This is a genomic window from Labilibaculum sp. K2S, assembly GCF_030372765.1.
Taxonomy (GTDB): Bacteria; Bacteroidota; Bacteroidia; order Bacteroidales; family Marinifilaceae; genus Labilibaculum.
In genome coordinates this window covers 51,775-71,607 of the sequence record NZ_JAUCMW010000014.1, presented here as the reverse complement: position 1 = coordinate 71,607, position 19,833 = coordinate 51,775, and the positions used below count along the sequence as shown (strand labels likewise).

Here is a 19,833-nt window from a genome sequence, read left to right as displayed (position 1 = left end):
CGTGTAAATTTATTCACTATTATTAATATTTCAATCGAATTTAAAACTTGCTGTTTATCATATTGATTTTATTAATTATTTTGAATAATAATTGATAAAGATTCTCTATTTTTTAAAATCAGGATCCATTTCCGGAGTTCTAAGTCCGGCAACCTCATTAGCCATAAGAATAAAAACATTCCAGCATAATCCACGGGTTGATGGCCACCAAGAATCTATTGTCTCCCATTTTGTTGGAATAAATTCTTTGGAATAAGGCCATTTCGGATTGAGATTGATTTCTGCCCAAGCTCTGTTTTCCATAAGTGCTTCTGCTTTTTTCCATCCGTGTCTTAAACCTACAACATATCCACAATATTCCGCACGCATCCAACTTCCTCCGTTGTAATACATCCCATCTCTGGCTCCATTTTTATAATTAGACAGTCCAAATTCTCTAAATGGCTGATAATCCGAAGTTAGATAAGCATATCCCTTTTCATCATTTGTTAATCTGATACAAACCGGGGCTGTTGTTCCATATTCCGGATAAGGTGAATTTGAAACTTTATTAAGAATTGGTATTTGTTCAAGATGATTAATTACCATCTCATCAGTTAACATGGGTTTATTAAACAACCACAAAGAAAAAAATTCCGGTTCTAAGTCGGTGAAAGTAATGATATCCGGATATTCTTTATCAAATACCATATGCTTTCTTGTTGTATCATAAAAGTCCAAATATGCTTTTTCAGCTTTTTCCAAATATGAATCTGAAATATCATAGCCCAACTCTTTAATCGTGCGAAGCGCAATAGCAAACATTCCTTGATTTACCGCTAAATCACTTGTTTTTGGATTGTATTTATTAATATCAACTTGACTTAAGGTAAAATGAGAAGCACATATTCCATCTCTATTCTCATCAAACTCATTTAACACATAAGAAACTGCTTTATCAATTTTCTCTTTAGGAAGGTTTACTCCAAAACGTCTTTTGTTCATCATTGCCCAAATTAAGAATTGAATAGTTGCCTCGTTATCTTTAAACTCAACAGTGCCCATATAAGGTGTTATAATGGTGGCTATGGCACCTTTTTCGTTTTGAGTTTTTGCCCATTGCTCCAATATTTCAAGGTTTAATTCTTTATTATAACTTGAAACTATTGAGAAATATGAATCTCTGTTGTACATGTCGGGTGCATAATTCATATTAGGCACATTCAATGGTGTAAAATCATTTATAGAAGTAATCCATGTTAACATGTTGAAATTTGAGTACAACATCTTCTCTATCAGAGTTCCTTTAAATCCTTTCCCTTCTGCGAAACGGGATTGTGAAGAGATTACAAAATCGTGATGATTTACCCAAGGCTCAACAAAAATATAGGTGGTTTTAGTTACCTTTTCTCCCATATTCATTTTATTGTAGGGTTGTAGTAAAGGTTGATGTTCTACAATCTGCAAATCTTTAATTTGAATGGAATATTTTTCCCCGGATTGAGATCCAATAAACATAGAAACACTATCATGCTCAATATAAGGAACCATTATACTTCCTTTAAAAAGGATCCATTCATTTTCATGTATTGGAAATTGGTCAATGTATTTAATACCATGTTCCAATTCCACTGTTTTTATACCATTCTTATTTCTAAAAAGCTTTACGGCTATTGGAGAATTTCCTTTGGCAAGAAAAGAAATTGTGAATATTTTTTGGTCGGTTAAGGGTGTTATTAATTCAATTCCGGAACGATTCGAAGATTCACCACTAAGCGTAAATAAACCGTGGGTTTTATTAATAGTGACAACACCAACTTTTTTATAAGTATCCTCAAGTTTTAAAATTGTCTCTTTCCCGGTATCTAAATTGTACATTTCACCAAATGTTTGTTTGATAAAATGCTGATTATTTTCTCTTTCTGACAATGTTGCTACTTCCACCAACGCTGGATCCGGAAGTCTTCTCATTCCTACAAATCCTCCACCATGACCGTTAAAACGACGCCTGGTTGTTCTTGTATAATGATTTTTATACCCGGCATCCATTAAAAACCCTACCAATAAATTATTGGGAGTCACAAAACCTGCTGAGGGATTCATTTCATGGGAAAAACCTCCCGGGAAATCATCATGCTCAAAAGTTACATATTTTGAAGGTTCTTCTGCTGGTTTTGAAGTTTCTTCAATTGTAAAATATAAGGTTGGAATCCCCGATTGAAATAAATCAACCGTTTTTTTAACCACATGTTGATTGATAACTTCATAGGTAACTGTGATTAATAAGTTCAAATCAAAATCTGACAAATAGGTCTCTTTTGATAATTTTATTAGATTTTCATTTCCTGTCCATTCAGCTCCTTTCCATGCAGCAATTTCGCTTGTCTCACTCAAATCCAGATTTGCTGCTTTTAATGAAAATTCTTCTGAATTATGAATCAACAACTGATTGTTATTGTAGATATCTACACTAAAACCTTGTTCAGTATTTCCAACAACTTTTAGATTGATATTTTGACTAAACCCAATTGTTCCAATGAAAAAAAACAAAAGGAGAATTGTAAATTTTATATTTTTATTCAACATTTATTGTTTATTTAACGAATTGTATGTTAGGTATTTATTATAGGTAAATATGCCCATTTCTTGGATAATACAGCCATTTTATGCTTGATAAAGGATCACGCATTAAAATAAAAGAGAAGCAGCGTCTTAGAACTAACTACTTCTCTTTAAACATCAATTAACTTAACAATATTCCCATTACAAAAGATCTTTTAATAACCTTGATTTTGTGTAATTGATCCACCAGACTTATCAATATCTTTTTGAGGAATTGGATAAAGAGCATTGTGATCCTGGTAATTTCTTCCAAGTGCCGTTAATACTGCTTTGGCTGTTCCCCATCTTTTCAAGTCATTAAATCTTTGTGATTCAAAACCCAATTCAACTCTTCTTTCAGACATTAACCAAGCTTTTATTTCTGCCGGATTTGTTGAATTTCCTCTGTTTGCAAGCGTTCCTGCAGGTACTACCGAACCATCAGCTGTAGGGCTGGTTCTGGCTCTTAATCTTATTTGGTTAATGATTGCAACAGCTCCAGGATAGTCTCCTGTTTCGTTAAGAGCTTCTGCCTTCCAAAGTAATACATCAGCGTAGCGTATGTACACTTTATTACCATAATCAATTAGATCAGTTGTTGATCCTACTATTTTTGATGCACGCTTGTTAGGAACATCAATGGTATACAACAACCTTGGATCGTTGGCTTCAAAAGCACTTATAAAATCATCAGTAGGAGAAAAGAATCCCCACCCAATTACATCGCCAAGTCCATTCGTATTATTAGGAGTTTCACCTGAACGATGATCGTACGCAAAAATCACTTCATCTTCCGTAAATTCCTTACTTGCATCAAAACTATCGAAATAATTAGCATTCAAACTGTAAAAGCCAAGAGCGTCCAATTCTGTAATTAAACTAAGTACTGTAGTCCAATCTTCACTATACAAGGCTGCTTTAGCCTGCAGTGCAATAACAGCTCCTTTTGAAGCTCTCCATGGTTCGGCAACATCAGGATATTTGGCATCTGGTGCTATTGCTTTTGCTGCTGTTAAATCTAAATTTATCTGTGTTCTGACTTCATCTGCAGATGCTCTGACTGAAACAGCAAAGGCTTCCTCGAATGAATCCGGAGACTTAAGCACCAATGGCACGTCGCCAAAATTATTTACCAAATCGAAATAGTAGAAAGCTCTTAAAAAATAAGCTTCTGCTAATAATTGTTTCTTACGGGCATCATCAATTCCAGTTTTCTGAACAATCTCAGTATCAGTTAAAAAGTTAATGGCTATGTTTACTCTACTAATCCCTTCATAATCATACACCCAGATTCCGTTAAACGCCTGATTTTCGGGTGTAAAAGTAAAACTTGCCAGTTCATCCATCCAAGCTTGGTCTCCGTCAGGATTCCATTTTTTATTCATATCATTAGCTGCAATATCCTGCAAAACAATATCATTTCTAAATACCGTTCCCAGATCCCATCTCCAATCAGATATAATCCCATTCAAGGTATTTGAAAGAGGTAAGTATGAAGAGCTTACCGAAGACTCAATTGTAGTAATTGTAGGATCTGAATCGACCTGATCTTTGGTTAAAAGGCCAATTGGGTCATTGCTTAATTCATCTGTACAACTCGTAAGACCTGCAAAGAAGAAAATAATGATTATACTATATATGTATTTCATAATTTATACTTTTTACTATTAAAACTTCACATTTACGCCAAACAAAACTGATTTTGATTGAGGATAAGTTCCTAAATCCATTAGATCGGTAGATTCCGGATCTAAACCGGTATAGTCAGTTATTGTCAATAAATTTTGCCCGGATACATAGAAGCGTATATTATCAATTCCTTTTAGTGCCGTTACTGTGTATCCAATTTCAATATTCTTTAGTCGGAAATAGGAAGCGTCTTCAACAAAAATACTGGATACCTTACTGCTTCCATTATCTTCAAAAGCAACTCTTGGTATGCTATTGCTGCTGCCTTCCCCATCCCATGCACCTAATATCGCTGTGGTATAATTAAACGGACGTGTATCATAGTCTACAATTTGTTTCCCTTGATTGTATCTGTCAACACCCGCTACTCCCTGAAAAAGCATTGAAAAATCAAATCCTTTATAGGTGGATGAGAATGAAAAACCATAAGTAAATTCGGGAATAGGACTTCCAATAAATTCTCTGTCATAATCTGCACTAATTTTCCCATCACCGTTTACATCCTTAAATTTGATGTCTCCTGGTTTTGCATTTCCTTCAGTAAACAGATGACTGTCTATTTCCGCCTGATTTTGATAAATTCCAACCATTTTGTATCCATAGTAGGAATTTAATGCATGTCCAACTTCCGTTTTTGTTACATCCGTTACGATATTGGGAACGTTTGGATGCAATTTTTCAACCCTATTAGTTAATGTCGCAATGTTCGCGTTTACATTGTATTTGAATTCTTTGCTTGAATTGCGGTAATCTATAGAGAATTCAAATCCTTTATTACTTACTTCGCCTGCATTTACAATTGTAGGAGATACATCACCAACAACAGATGGTAATCCAATTGGCAATAAAATGTCTGTCGTATTCTTTTCAAAATATTCTCCCGTTAGTACCAGTTTATTAGTAAGCAAACCAACATCAACACCAATATTTGATTGAGTAGAACTCTCCCATTTCAAATCAGAATTACCAAAACGGTTAGTCTTAACAATACCATCTACCTGACTAACCAGAGTTAAATACGCATAATTATCAATCTCCTGATTTCCTAATTTACCCCAACTTGCCCTTAATTTTAAGTTAGACAACCAATCAACATCCTTCATAAAATCTTCCTTGGAAATTGTCCATCCGGCAGAAACAGAAGGGAAATACCCCCAACGATTGCTTTCAGAAAACCTTGATGAGGCATCAGCTCTCAGATTAGCAGTTACCATATATTTGTCATCATACGCATAAGAGGTTGATCCAAACAAAGAGAATAATGCCCACTCTGAAGCAGATCCGCTATTCCAAAGATCAAGATCCGATCCTCCATAATCCAAATACCGATATTCATCAGTTGTAAAAGGGAAACGAGCTCTGCTGGCTCCTATTGATGATTCATAATTTTCAATATATTCGGTACCTACCATTGCACTAAAATCATGCTTTTCGTTGAAAGTTTTCGCGTAATTTAATGTATTATTAAAGGTAATTGTACGTGCTTCTCCTCTTTCTTCACTCAAATTATTTGGTTTGTTCTGTCTGCCCAATCCTTGATCAATTTCAGCTCCACTGCCGTCATCATCACCATAATTCTCATTAAAAGCTTTGTTGTGAAACAGTGATAAATCTACCCCGATATTGGTTCTGAATTTCAGCTCTTTGTCACCCAAAAAGGCAAATTCACCGTAAACATTTCCAAATGTTTTATAAATCTTTCGCTTATCATCGGTAAAATAGGCTTTGGCAACAGGGTTACCTACCATTTCATACATCGATCTTTGTAATCCCTGATCATAGCCTGTTGGCGTGAAAAACGGCATATCGGTAAAAGGATCTCTTTCGGAGTAAGTTGGGTCATTCACATCTTTACGAACGGCTAAAATAGGTGCTCTTAATAAAGCATATCGAATTAGACTTTCACCTTTTGATGCTGTTTTATCTTGTGTAGAATAGGACAATTGCAGATTTGTCCCAATTTTTATACGATCCGACACATCAATATTAAGGTTGGTTCTGTAGTTTAATCTTTGGTATTTATCATTGTCGAATACAACAATTCCATCCTGTCCATAATAACCTAAAGACAATAAATATTGCATCTTTTCAGTCCCTCCGCTAGCTGTTACCTGCAAATTTTGTGATCTTCCTGTTTCAAACAACTCATCAAGCCAGTCTGTATCCGAAAAATCTGATCGGCCTTTATCTGCAGTATAAGGGTTTGCTCCTGTTCTGTCTGAATTGTCCCAAGCTTTCTCGAGGGTATTCATATACTGATCCGCATTCAACATATCAGGAAGGTTGGCTGCCTTATGAAGTCCTGTGTAATAATTTACATCGAAACTTGTTTCCCCTATCGATCCACTTTTAGTGGTAATTAATACCACACCACCGGAAGCTCTGGAACCATAAATTGCTGCAGCAGCAGCATCCTTTAAAACAGTCATTGTTTTAACGTCGGCCTGATTTAAAAAGGTGATATCGCGTGAAGGAATTCCATCTACTACATACAACGGATTGTTATCTCCAATAGTTCCTTCTCCACGAATACGTATCTGAATAGGATCTCCCGGCGCTCCTGTACTTGATGTTACCAATACTCCGGCTATTTGACCTTGCAAGGCCTGAGAAACATTCGGTACTCGTGTTTTCTCCATATCTGAAAGATTAACAACCGATACGGCTCCTGTTAATGTAGATTTTTTTCTTGCTGTATAACCAACAATAACAACCTCATCTAAACCTGTAATATCTTGCTGTAAGATGACATTGATACTGGTTTGCCCAGTGAATTCAACTTCCTGATTTTTCATTCCAATGAAAGAGAAAACCAGGATTTGTGCATTTTTAGGCACTTCTAAACTGTAATCTCCATCAATATCTGTAATGGAACCAACACTTGTGCCTTTTACAAAAACACTAACACCTGGTAATGATTCTCCACTTACGTCGGTAACTTTTCCTGATACAAGAACCTGCCCAAAGACAGCACTTGTCAAAAAGATAAATACAAAGCCCAGTATTCCTCTTTTTAAATTTAAAAACATAGTTTTCATAGATTTTATTTTAATTAACAACAGTGAATTAAAAGCGTAATTTTTCTATAAATAACAATTCATTCAGGATCCTATTTGAAGAAATTGCTATCGTTTCCGTAATCGTTTAATTAAATGATACTATATCTGAAGCACTTGAGATCTTACTATTTCCAGCTGAATTGAACCGTTTAAACAATCCAATTCAACCAGATATTTATTTTGTCATTTTAATAATAGAGCCACCCATTTCAAAAACCAGTGTTTCTTAATAAAATGATATGACAATTCCATTTACCGTCACTTTCTCTTTTGATCGTTCTACTTTTGATCCGGCAGGAATTTCAACCACTACCATCGCTTTGTTTCCTTCAATTGAAAAGCTTCCTTTGCCAAAAATCTTTTCCGCAACAAGCCTCCCGGAAACAATATCATACAAATCAACTCCTTGTTCTGAAGAATAGTCGATTTGCTTCACCTCATCGTAAGGATTGAAGTATAAATAAGTAGGATAGGATTCTTTTTTATAGAAATCAGTCGCAAGACAGTCCAATTGCAGAATCTTCTCCACATTTGTTTTCCTGATAATAGAACCAAAGATTCCGGCATGTGCCGATCCGTAAATACTAAACATGGATAGTTTTGGCTGACTAACCACCCAATTTGGTCCATCGCCCAATGCAACCGGCGAAACTCCTTTAAACTCCTCGGTGTTATAAGCATCAACCTTCTTTAATCCCTCGTAGGCGATTACATTACGGGTTATGCTTTTATTTTCAGGCAAATACTGATTTCCATCCGGAATTTCGTAAGGATAGAACAAACGAGAGGAATTTGCTGCATTCAGCATCCATTTCCCAATGGACCGGGCATATTCTTGATCGTATCGAACCATTGGTATCAGTGGCCAGGCCATGTCGAAGGTGTTCATTAAAAAACCGTAGCCACCATCCTGAGTCAGGCTTCCCTGTATGCCCGAAACATCATAGTCTCCCCAGCGATCTGCAATAATTCCCCAACCAGTGCGGCCATTTTTTGCAGTGCATCCTTCAAAGGTCCAATCAAGTATTTTCGAAACATCGTAATTTGTTCCCTGTTCCGCATTTAAGCGGGCTGCCACATAGGCTCCAAAAGGCATTAGCACTTCATAAAACCGACTTTCTTTTTGGCTCAACAAGGCCTCAATTGCCGATTTTGCACCTTCCAGATAACGGGGATCTCCAAATTTTTGATAAGCCGAGTAAAGCACATAAGCATGCCCTGCTGCAGCATCCTGCTGGTAAGGAATCTGATTTCGTTTCCCTTTCATCTCGGCATAGTCGAAATAGGAATAATCGTAATTGCCATTCAGGGTAGAATCGGCCTTAAAGAACTGCTCGGCAATGGTTTTCTGAATCGCGTCTGCTCCTTCTACATTTGGCTGTAATTCCGAAACGGCATAATACAGAACATTTGGAAAAACATCATACCACCAGTCGCGACCATATCCTCCACCCAAAAGTGCAACTTCCGGACAAGTATTGTTCATCATGATATTCCAACCATTATCGGTGTTGAAATAGTTCTGCACCATTTTTACAAAATTGTATCCCTTCTGATCCCGCTTGTCAATTCCCACTAATCCGGCACTCATCAAAGCGCCCAATGAATTGATTGCTTCGTGAAATTCACCCTTATTTTTATCTGGTCCTTGTCTCACATCACCTATAACAGTGTACAAACCAAATGTTGTCTGTGGAAGATTTCTTTTTGCATTATCCAACCAAATAAAAGGTCGGAATTCGCCTGTGGCATCAAAATCGAATATTGCTTCGTCGAAATTCACTGCCTTTTCATGCCAATCCAGCATTTTATATGGTTGCGGCTGATTAGGCATGCTTTCTACACGACTAATCTTCAGCTCTTTTACAGCTGTTTGCGGTTGTGTTGTGCACGAGACAAGAACGAAACAACATAGTAGCCAAAATAAATAGTTACGATTCATGTGTTATAATTTATTTTTTAGTTGTCACATGGAACTCCCAAATTACACTCATCCACCTGTGTGTAGAAAGCTTAATACATGGACGTTTCATCTGTTAATGGATTTGGATTTTTTATATTTTCAGAATTGACCTTACTTATTAATTTATATCAAAGCCCGTAAAACAATTAAACAGCAGGTTTTACAACTAATTTATCATCTGCATCTTCTAATTTTACATGCTGCTCATTTAATTTAAATTCTTCTTTACTGGTATATTTAATCACCATTTTGGCAACAGGAATAGAGATTAATTGCAGCAGTGCAATGATCAGTAAAGAATACTTAAGCGCGAACACCTCCGAAACGTAGTGTGTAAGCAGCAAAAACATTACTAATCCGAACACCCGCCCAACAAAAAGTCCAAATTCATGATTAAAGATGTAAGCAAATTCGTTTCGTTTCTCCTTTCGGGAAAGCACATCAATCACTCTCATCTGAATCGGAAAATAGGCAATATCATGCAAAGGTCTGAATAATACCATCGCCAACATAAACACCATTGCACCTGTTGCCGAAAACATAATCGCATTGGCCATTGTACCGGCAACAAAAATGAGTAAACCTACTGTAAATATGTAAATGCGATGTTCCGGTTTAGAAAATCGTCCCAACAGATACAATACAATTGCCGTAACAATTCCGCTGATAGCCTGAATGGTTCCCAGGGATCCTTCGTCACCAATTAAATACATGATCAGAATAGCCGGTGCGGTCACCAAATATCCTTGTGCAAGTCCTTTTAGTCCGGCCAAGAACAGCATTTTGTGCCATAATCTGTCGAAGTGGAAATGCAGAAATTTCTTTTGTTTCGGATTTTTAAATTTTTCCCTGTGGATTACAATGGATGAAATAATTGTTAGAATAAATACGCAAAGCGTAATAATCTGATAAGCTCTGTGTTCGCCAAACCAACCCAATGTTTTTGATGATATGATAAACCATCCAACAATTAAAGGAATTATTATTGATGTTATTGTAAAAAAGAAGGTTTCCAGTCCGTAATAGTAATTCCGGTTTTTATCATTTGTAGTATCCAAAGCCAAAAAATCTCTGTTGGCCCAGAAAAAACCAAAGGATGCTCCCATGATTAGTCCTGAAAAAACAACTCCGGCAAAATTGAGATGATCAAGCGTCATCATAAACAGCATGGATATACCACTTAAAAGCATTCCAAAACTGTACAGATTGGCTATTTTTATTTTTTTCAGCAGAAAACCATTGATAAAGAAGGTTAGCGGTATTCCTGTATAAATAGCCAGCTGATAATAGGCTACCAATGTAAAATCATTATTCGTAAAACGCATGATATAGGCGCTCACAAAAATATCGACCACCGGAAGCACGAAGGCATAAATCATGTTGGTAATCAACAAAACCCGCATATCGCGTGGATTACTGAGGAAAAAATAGTACTCTGAAAGTATTTTTTTCACTATTTTGGTAACTGCAGCCATAAATTAATAGTTTAACGATTGTAAAATTTCACTGATAGAGAATTCGGCCCCACAAATCACTTCATCCGAAGCTCCGTAGTAAATTGTAATCGTATCGTCGCTAACGATATGCCCATTGGTAAAAACCACATTGCCAAAAAATCCGGTTTTCTCATATTCCATAATGGGTTCCATAATAGGTTCCTCGCTTCGGGCAAGTACTATCGAAGGATCATTTAAATCCAATAGTAAAGCACCCAAACAATACCTGTGTTCCTTTGTTGCTCCGTGATATATTTCCAACCAACCCTTTTCGGTTCTTATAGGCGCTGCCCCGGCACCAAGTCTGGCACTGTCCCATTTTCCGGCACGTGTTTTTGCCAGCAATTGATGGTTTCCCCAATGAATACGATCGGGCGATTCTGCAATCCAAATGTAATTCCCGCCCAATTCGGGACTACTCGGACGGTGAAGTGCATAATATTTACCATTAATCTGTTCTTCGAAAATTGCACAATCCTTATTGTGTGGTGGGAAAATCATTCCGCGTCGATCAAACTGTTTCCAGTCCCGGGTATGAATATATCCAACTCCAACCCCATTGGCAGAAACCTTTGTATAGGTCAGATGATATCCATCATCCGTTGTTGCAACCCTGCAATCTTCTATTCCGAAAGTTTCCTGCGGTCCCACTCCCATAATTGGAGCGTAACCTTCAGGTTCTGCAAAAGTAATCTGGTCATCACTGCAAACCAACCGAAGATGAGAAAGAGTGGTTAAGTAATAATCCCCTTTATAAATCACGATCCTGGGATCGGACAAATCCAAATCGGCATCGTTTTCGTCGAAGCTTAAAATTTCGATGACTCCCTCTTTATTATAAACAGGAAAGCTAACTTTCCCCTCCTCTTGTTTAGGGCGTTCTGCCACCCGAAGCAATAACCAGGTTTTATTATTGCAGCAAAACACGCCAGGGTTTAACAAGCATTCAATTTCCATCCCTACCATACTTGGCATGATGTCTTTTGGTGCGAGCAAGGGGTTTTGCTCAAATCTCTTTGCGATATCCATAGTTCTATTCTTTTTCTGCAGTAAAGAACGACCATTTTTCACTTTCCCAGGTTAACTATACTGCCATTTCTGTGTGTTATGTGCTTAAATTAAGCGTATTGGAAGTATACCATACAGAATTGAAACTATTGTGTACGCACTATTGCCGGTTAGCAGCTTTTGCCAACAATTTAATTTCTGAGAAACAGATTATTAATGCCATCAGAGGAAAACGAAGATGTGTAATTGCCTGGTTATTTATATTTGTAATTGAGCCAACTGATATTTTAAACTTCGGGCAATTGAGACCTGAGTCCCTGAAATGTTGATTGACTTTTCACCATTCAATGCACTCCTTTGCCTGAAATAGCTTCCCTGTGGCAAAAATTGATTGTCCTGTGGCACAATCAGTAAAATTTGTGGGTTTGCAATACGTTCTGCGGACAATTCAATACGTCCTGTGCAAAATATCCAATTCTGTGGGGCAAACCCTACTTCCTGCAGCATTTCACCCCTTCCTGCGCCATAATCACCTAGCCTTGGCGAGGGTTTCAGACGATAAATGTTGCCCTGTTGGAAATTTATTCTGTGAGTCGTGATGTTCTTTACACTTACCCAATTTTGACAAAATCTAACAATTTTTTGTAACAAAAAAAGAATATCCCCCTTATTTCTTCAAAATAAATCAAGTTACACATGTTGTCTGTGTCCAAAAAATGCATTTCATATATGGCTATTTGTATGTTAAGAACAAAGAGTGTTTTTTGGGGTTACCTTTTCGCTTTTTTCAGAATTAAGAGGTAGATTAGATATTAATTTTAAATAATGATTTTATGAAAAGTACCTTTTTAAAAGTAATGACAATAGTTGTTCTGTCAATTTCCAGTGTTGTATTTTTTGCGTGTGATAAAAAAGAGGCTAATATCGCTTCAAAAGAAGAAGTAAGTAAATACCTGCCACAAGGTTATCTGGAGCAAACCATACAAACTGTTGATGCTATCAATTATGGTTTAATTAATGCCCCATTAGTTGAAGTAGAAACAACAGAAAATGGGGTTAAAAGTATAAGAAAAGAAATTGATTATGCTATGGCTGAACAATTAACTTTAGATTATCTAGGAATAGATCAATCAGAACTTAAAAGTGGCTCTGTGTCTGATGAAAATTCTTATTTGTCAGAACAAGAAATCGAAGAAACATTAAACCTAATGAGTGAAGAAATGATGTATTATAATGAACAAATTACATCTTTGTTTTCTGTCTTTGAAAGTGAAGAAAATGAAAATGGGTGGGACAAAGAAGTTGTAATAAAAGATTTGATATCACAAATAGATTCAATTCAGTACTCTATAATCAATAATCAAATTCTAGTAGATTGGGAAAAAACAGCTCTTTTATCAAGTACAACTATGGGCAAATGTTTTGTCGCATCACTTGATGAACTAACTAAAAATATCGATCAAAACATCACCACAAAAGGATTCTTTAAGAAAATATGGAAAGGAGTGACAAAAGTAGCTAAAGCTGTTGTAAGAGTAGCATTTGTATCAGCTGTAACAGTTACGCGCACTGTAGGTTTTGCAATTTTCGCAGGGATTAATGGTGCTATAAATAATGACAATGGTTATTTAGGAAAGGCTTTTTCAGGTTTTGGTTGTGCTGTTGCTGGTTCTGTTAAAGGATTCTATGGGGGCATCCGCAATGGTTTAAAATGTAAATCTTTTGATTTCAAATGTATGATGAGAGATTATGAAGATATGCCTTGTTCAGGTAAGTTTAGTTATTAGGATTATTTAAGTTTACAATAAACAATTTATTTTTTTTAGTTATGAAACATTATTATTTATTATTACTGCTGTCCATTATATCAGTTACGGTAACAGCACAACAAAATGAAAAATATGCAATTGAATTCTCCGCAAGCACGGGTGTTGGTTGGTATACTTCACTGGATGATGTTGATAAAAAATTAAATGATATGGGGCACCCATCATTGACAAAAGACATGGATATACTACAAACAGGAGGTGGAAATTTTACTTTTAAAATGAATAAATGGGGCTTTATTATAGGTGGCTATTCTTATAATATTAAAACCTCCCCAAACTCAGACAAACACTATTATGACGGCTCCTCAGAAACTTATGAATTAGGATTATCGTACGATTTAATTAACGCTGATTGGTTCACTTTTTCTCCGTATATAACTGTTGGAACAGAAGATGCTGAAATATTTCTCGATTACAAGTTTCAGGATGGAGTTACCCCAACCTCACTTTCCATCGTCGCAAATGAATCAAATATTACCACAGGAGGAAAATTTTACTTTAGGGTAAAAACATGGGAAAAAGATAGACTACAACTATTTATCAATACCGAAGTGTCTTATAAATTTTCTATGGATGGTACTTGGAGATTCAATAATATGTTGATTGATTCAGATGATTTTAATCTAAGTAATGTAAGTGCAATGGGAGGATTGACATTACGATATTTATTTTAAAAAGCATCCATTTTAAAACAATATTAAATAGGGAGTTGCTACTCCCGGTAAATTCAATACAAAATGCAAAATAAAAAATTCATATTCATTACTGCATTTCTATTTAGTGTATTCCTGATGAGTTGTCAGACTGAATCATTGGAAGAAGCAGAAGTAACTAATCAATCAATAGAAAAAATAAATGAGGATGGTTTTCTGAATATCCCTTACTCAGATAGTACTACATTATCAAAATTTGATGATGACAAAGAAATAATTAACTACAAATTAGCTCGTAATATTGCGATGCTTGAAGCTGATGGTACAGGACTGCTTAAAAAGATGCAATGGGAAGGTCATGTATTGTCGAAACAACCAGTAGTTATTTATGGATTCGACTCAAAGCCAAAATATTATGAATTCTTTTACAAAGATGCTGAAAGTAAAGAAGTTGGTTCTGTTACTGTATTTGCAAGGAAAAAAGCACCTACAGTACTTCAGGAAGTTCGGGGTACTGTAAGAAACTACGATGAACTATACGCAAAATCAGATGCCGGCATGAAACTAATTGCTGACTGGACAGGTAATATGTATATGGGAATTGTAGGTAAATCGGGAGATGCTCCGGCTACAGTTATTGACCCCGAAACAGGCGAAAGTGTAGAAGGTATGAAAGAACTCTCAGATGAAGAAATACTGGATGAAGTTGTTAATGTATTGAAAAATCAAGCACAAGATTTTAATTTTTCAACAGACACAATTTCTAATCTTCAATTAAGAGATAGTATTACTCAAGAAACCACAAGCATTCAGCAACAAGCAGATTCGTTAAAAGTTACTATGCAAAATGAACATGATCAGCGAGATGCTTACTGGGAAGTAATGGAGCAATACACCGACTCTTTTGCTGTTTTAACCGATGATGAAATAACCAACATATCCAGCAAATCATGGTTTAGCAGAACATGGCGAAAGTTTAAAAACATTTTTAATGACAAAACCACATCTGAATATGAGCTGGCTGAATATAAAGACAACTATACTAATGAAGGTGAATACAATCCAGTAAAAGGGTACAGCGAATGGTGTGGTCCCTGGGCTATGGATTGGATTTATCATGTTAAAAAAGGAGGAAGCAAATACAATCATTTTGAAAGCTGGGCAAGCACCATGGGGCTGGTTGGATGGACAGCTCGGTTGGCTGGATCGAAACCAATGTTTCCCGTGGAAATGTGTGTTTCGATGCGAAAAGCAACCAGTTCTATTTGGGTAAACCCGTATTATTCAACTGGGCGCTGGAATGCACTCGACCATATCAGATATAAAAAGAACCCTATTGTAATACTAACTACTTCTGGTAAAAGTATGCATTGGAAAGTGGCTTATGGTTGTTACCGGACAGGTAGTGTATTTTGGCGAAATTATTACTTTGCCTGTCAGGATAATGGAGCGTTAAATATTCCAAAAAATAACCACTATCACCGGTCAAGCTGGTTTATGGTATTTGTAAAAGTTTATGATTAATTAAAAACAAACCGCAGAACTGATCGAATATCAGTTCTGCTTTAATCATTTTAATTATGAAAATGAAAAGCCTTTTTTTAATACTATTAATGTTCAGCTTGGTGGGATGTCCAATACCTGAATCAGATAGATTTGAAATCAACTCTTTTAAAGCAGAAATTACAACAATTAATGGTATGTATGAACTGTCAGAAAAAAAATCCATAAAGTGGGAAGATTTTGCAATTCAGTTATCCTTTAAAACAAAAGAAGTTTATGCTCTCCATTCTGTAGGTTTGGGAAAAACATGTTATGCTGCACGTTCTGCTGAACCAGAGTTAAGAAATAAAATTCTTAAAGCTACAATTCAAGCGAGTTCTAAGTATAACGATATTTTACAAAGGAGCAATCTTGACGAGATACTAATACCAAAAGTAGCTGGCTTAGAAAGATCTATATCTTTAACTGAAGCTTGCGAATTTATGGCTTCCTCTTCGTATAGCAATTCTAATAATGACGAGTTTTATCACGGGGGATATTTTAGACTAACTCAATCCCCCAATAGCGACTTTACCGGTAAGTTTTATATTTCGTTGGAATTTGAAGATGGTAGTATTTTACAAGATTCAACCCAAACTGTTACAATAACAAGTAAATAGCCAAATGAAAACAAACAGCAGAACTGATCGAATATCAGTTCTGCTATAATCTTTCCATTATGAAATTAAAATACTTTTTGTTGTTGATTTTTACGTTTGGTCTTGTCGCTTGCCCAGGTGAAAGCGATGAGTTTTTTACTATTGATTATTTTAGTGTTCAGTCTGTTATTGCTGAGAGTTGTGAAGTTTTAAGTGAAGATGATTCAATAAAATGGGATGAGTTTGCCATATTACTTAATTTTAAAACTACTCAGGAATTGGAATTAGTTAGTAATTATCAAGGGGGTGGGAATGTTTTATTTGCGGCACGTTCCCGAGGATTTATTGCTAACTCTCCAATTATTAGCCTTGCAGTAAAAAGTGGAAATGCAATGGAAAAGGATGATTTGTCAAACATATTTTCTACATATCGATACAAACAGTTCTATTCGGAAACTATTCAATGTTTAGGCATAATGGCAATAGTCAATTTTGAAGAGCAATGGATACTGAAAGATAATCAGGTTAGTAAAAACTACTTGAAGCTTAATGAAGCTCCAAGTGAAAATTTTACGGGCAAATTTTACATAGACATAGGACTTGAAAATGGGCAGATTCTGAAAGATTCAACACAAGTTATTACGATATTAAAAAATTAAATAGTAAAAAAAACAGCATACAAAAAGGTATAAATGTTTACTATTGTTCAGGTAGTGTATTTTGGCGAAATTATTACTTTGCCTGTCAGGATAATGGAGCGTTAAATATTCCAAAAAATAACCACTATCACCGGTCAAGTTGGTTTATGGTATTTGTAAAAGTTTACGATTAAATAAAAATAACTCTCAGAACTGATTGAATATCAGTTCTGCTTTAATCTTTCTATTATGAAATTAAAATATTTTTTGTTGTTAATTTTTACGTTTGGTCTTACTGCATGTCCTACGCCTGATGGCGTTTCATTCAAAGTTAATGATTTTAAGGTAGAAATTGTGGAGGCAGAAAGTGGAACCTTATTAAAAGAAGATGAATCTATAAAATGGGATCGTTTTGCTATTCGTTTAAATTTTGAAACAGAAGAATTATTAGCTTCTAATTTTGTTCATTTGGGAAATGCAGTTTTTGCTACACATCACACTTATCCTGTAGCTACACCACAGATAAATAACATCACTATTCACCATAAAAACAACAATGGAGTAGAGATGCTTACCACAAGTTCTTTTGCATTATTTAGTTACAACGAAGAATGTTCTGCAGACATGATTTGGTGCCTTAATAGTGCGGCTTCTTCTACATTTGAGCAAAACGACATTCGAAATTACCTCAAATTAAAACAAAATTTTACTGATGATATTGTCGGGAAATTTCATATCAAATTGGAATTTGAAGATGGTAGTATTTTACAAGATTCAACCCAAACTGTTACAATAACAAGTAAATAGCAAAATGAAAACAAACAGCAGAACTGATTGAATATCAGTTCTGCTTTAATCTTTCCATTATGAAAATAAAATATTTTTTGTTGTTGATTTTTATATTCGGACTTACAGCATGTCCAAACCCTGTTGATACAGATGTAAGTGTAAAATCTTTTAAAATAAATGGAGTAGTGATTACAAAATCAGACCCATATGAATACTCTGACATACAATCAAACAAAGCAATCGATTGGGATAAGTTTACAATTAATTTTGATTTCGAAACAAAAACAGAAACAAAGTCAATAGCAGCACTTTTAAGCATAACTAATAATGCATATGCTACTTATGATGGAGTGAGGGTATCACCAGAAATTGAAAACATACAAATTTGGAGTAATAACGATTACAATGAAACTTACCCTTTAGGTACAGAATTATATAACCTGTTCTCTGCTTGGAATTGTGAGACTGAAGTTGGGGCTAGATTGGAAGAGTTATTAAATACGATGATCTATTGGACTCATGAATCGAAAGCTGGTAGATGGGATTTATGTAAAGGGCATCTTACACTTAAAGAATCTCCAATTGATGATTTTGAAGGGAAATTCTATGTTGAATTGAAATTTGAAGACGGTAGTATTTTACAAGATTCAACCCAAACTGTTACAATAACAAGTAAATAGCCAAATGATGAAACTAAACTATTATGGCACTTTTTTCTTTGTAGTCATATCGACATTTTTCTCTTGCGAGAGAAAATATCAGGAACCTATATCGTTAAAGGGACGGCAGGTTTTAGTTTATATGATTGCGGACAATAATCTTGATTATTTTGCCATAAACGATATAAATGAAATGGAACGTGGAATGGCTAACAGTGGCAATGAAAAAGGGGAAATTCTCGTTTTTATTGACAGGGGGGAGAATGGTTCTCCATCTCACCCTTATCTTATGCGCATTGTTGCCGACACTACTCAGCAGGTAGTTTCTACAATAATCAGGACTTATCCGGAGCAAAATACTGCTGATCCTCAAACATTAAGCCAGGTGTTGAAGGATATAGAAGAATTAACAGATGTACCATATCAATCGAAAGGTTTGGTATTGTGGTCGCATGGTAATGCTTGGTTACCTCCGGAGGTATCCTTGTATTCCGACAGGGATAAAATACTTGACACTACTGCCGTGAAAAATAGCAGATTAAAATCTTTTGGTCTTGATCAAGAGATTGCCAATTCTTCAGCTTATAAAGAAATGGATGTGATTGAGATGGCGAATGTTTTGAATCCTTATTCATTCGATTTTATAATGTTTGATGCCTGTTTTATGGGATCAATAGAAGTAGTTTATGAGTTAAAAGACGTATGTAATTATATTATTAGTTCGCCAACTGAAATTCTTTCTGCAGGTTTTCCATATCATCAAATTATTCCAGAATTATTTTCCAATAATTTTGATGCAACACTAGTCGCTTCAAAAAAGCATGAATATTATGAGAATCAGAAAGGAATTTTAAGCTCCTCCTCTGTTTCAGTTGTCAAAACACAAAACTTACAAGAGCTAGCATCTTTTTTTAAACATAATTTATCAGAAATACTTTTAAATACCAATATTACGAACGAAGATGTCCCCTATTTTAAAGGAAATATTCAACAATATGATAGATTGAAGTCCGAATTTTTATTTGACATGTATGATTTTGTTGAGCGGGTTTGTATTTATAAAGAAGACACTGCACTATTGAATGATTTTAAAAACATTTGGAAAAATACTATTATATATTCTGAGCACACACCGTTTATGATTGGAATTTTGTCTTTAGAGAATTGCAACGGAGTTTCAATGTATTTACCACAAGATTATGATACACGAATAAATATTAATGCATATTATAAACAATTAAAATGGTATGAAGAAAGTCAACGTGAGTCTATTTTTAATTCTTTTTAGCCTAACATTAGTATGCTGTAAAAAAGAATCAATTGAACCTG

15 protein-coding genes are annotated in these 19,833 nt (G+C 35.4%); 8 read left to right on the top strand and 7 right to left on the bottom strand.

Translation table 11 applies throughout. The annotated features are described in order from the left end of the window. Window positions 1–105 precede the first annotated feature (105 nt). From QUH73_RS14910 to QUH73_RS14880, 7 genes are all read right to left on the bottom strand, one after another. Window positions 106–2,565 (bottom strand): hypothetical protein, encoded by a 2,460-nt coding sequence (locus QUH73_RS14910; protein WP_289531237.1) that lies wholly within the window; start codon window positions 2,563–2,565, stop codon window positions 106–108. 191 nt (window positions 2,566–2,756) lie between these two features. Further along, window positions 2,757–4,229: a RagB/SusD family nutrient uptake outer membrane protein gene (locus QUH73_RS14905; RefSeq protein WP_289531236.1), complete on the bottom strand. Its 1,473-nt coding sequence runs from the start codon at window positions 4,227–4,229 to the stop codon at window positions 2,757–2,759. An 18-nt stretch (window positions 4,230–4,247) separates the two neighbouring features. Then, window positions 4,248–7,307: a SusC/RagA family TonB-linked outer membrane protein gene (locus tag QUH73_RS14900; RefSeq protein ID WP_289531235.1), complete on the bottom strand. Its 3,060-nt coding sequence runs from the start codon at window positions 7,305–7,307 to the stop codon at window positions 4,248–4,250. A 247-nt stretch (window positions 7,308–7,554) separates the two neighbouring features. Continuing rightward, window positions 7,555–9,270, bottom strand: coding sequence for a hypothetical protein (locus tag QUH73_RS14895; RefSeq protein ID WP_289531234.1), 1,716 nt, complete (start codon window positions 9,268–9,270; stop codon window positions 7,555–7,557). Window positions 9,271–9,437: 167 nt separating this feature from the next. Continuing rightward, on the bottom strand, window positions 9,438–10,766 hold the full coding sequence (locus QUH73_RS14890; RefSeq protein WP_289531233.1) for an MFS transporter: 1,329 nt from the start codon (window positions 10,764–10,766) through the stop codon (window positions 9,438–9,440). Between the two features lie 3 nt (window positions 10,767–10,769). Continuing rightward, window positions 10,770–11,816: a glycoside hydrolase family 130 protein gene (locus QUH73_RS14885; RefSeq protein WP_289531232.1), complete on the bottom strand. Its 1,047-nt coding sequence runs from the start codon at window positions 11,814–11,816 to the stop codon at window positions 10,770–10,772. 237 nt (window positions 11,817–12,053) lie between these two features. After that, on the bottom strand, window positions 12,054–12,302 hold the full coding sequence (locus QUH73_RS14880; RefSeq protein WP_289531231.1) for a hypothetical protein: 249 nt from the start codon (window positions 12,300–12,302) through the stop codon (window positions 12,054–12,056). Window positions 12,303–12,628: 326 nt separating this feature from the next. Between QUH73_RS14880 and QUH73_RS14875 the strand changes: the two genes are divergently transcribed. From QUH73_RS14875 to QUH73_RS14840, 8 genes are all read left to right on the top strand, one after another. Further along, window positions 12,629–13,582 (top strand): hypothetical protein, encoded by a 954-nt coding sequence (locus QUH73_RS14875; RefSeq protein WP_289531230.1) that lies wholly within the window; start codon window positions 12,629–12,631, stop codon window positions 13,580–13,582. Between the two features lie 41 nt (window positions 13,583–13,623). Beyond that, complete coding sequence (locus QUH73_RS14870) at window positions 13,624–14,298, top strand: hypothetical protein (protein WP_289531229.1); 675 nt, start codon at window positions 13,624–13,626, stop codon at window positions 14,296–14,298. 63 nt (window positions 14,299–14,361) lie between these two features. After that, a complete protein-coding gene (locus QUH73_RS14865) occupies window positions 14,362–15,801 on the top strand; it encodes a hypothetical protein (RefSeq protein WP_289531228.1) in 1,440 nt (479 codons plus the stop codon). 56 nt (window positions 15,802–15,857) lie between these two features. Next, complete coding sequence (locus tag QUH73_RS14860) at window positions 15,858–16,439, top strand: hypothetical protein (RefSeq protein ID WP_289531227.1); 582 nt, start codon at window positions 15,858–15,860, stop codon at window positions 16,437–16,439. 59 nt (window positions 16,440–16,498) lie between these two features. Further along, window positions 16,499–17,077 (top strand): hypothetical protein, encoded by a 579-nt coding sequence (locus QUH73_RS14855; RefSeq protein WP_289531226.1) that lies wholly within the window; start codon window positions 16,499–16,501, stop codon window positions 17,075–17,077. Window positions 17,078–17,305: 228 nt separating this feature from the next. Next, window positions 17,306–17,863, top strand: a complete 558-nt coding sequence (locus QUH73_RS14850) for a hypothetical protein (RefSeq protein WP_289531225.1) — start codon at window positions 17,306–17,308, stop codon at window positions 17,861–17,863. A gap of 59 nt (window positions 17,864–17,922) precedes the next feature. Then, window positions 17,923–18,525, top strand: a complete 603-nt coding sequence (locus QUH73_RS14845) for a hypothetical protein (RefSeq protein ID WP_289531224.1) — start codon at window positions 17,923–17,925, stop codon at window positions 18,523–18,525. Between the two features lie 7 nt (window positions 18,526–18,532). Beyond that, complete coding sequence (locus QUH73_RS14840; protein ID WP_289531223.1) at window positions 18,533–19,792, top strand: clostripain-related cysteine peptidase; 1,260 nt, start codon at window positions 18,533–18,535, stop codon at window positions 19,790–19,792. Window positions 19,793–19,833: the final 41 nt, after the last annotated feature.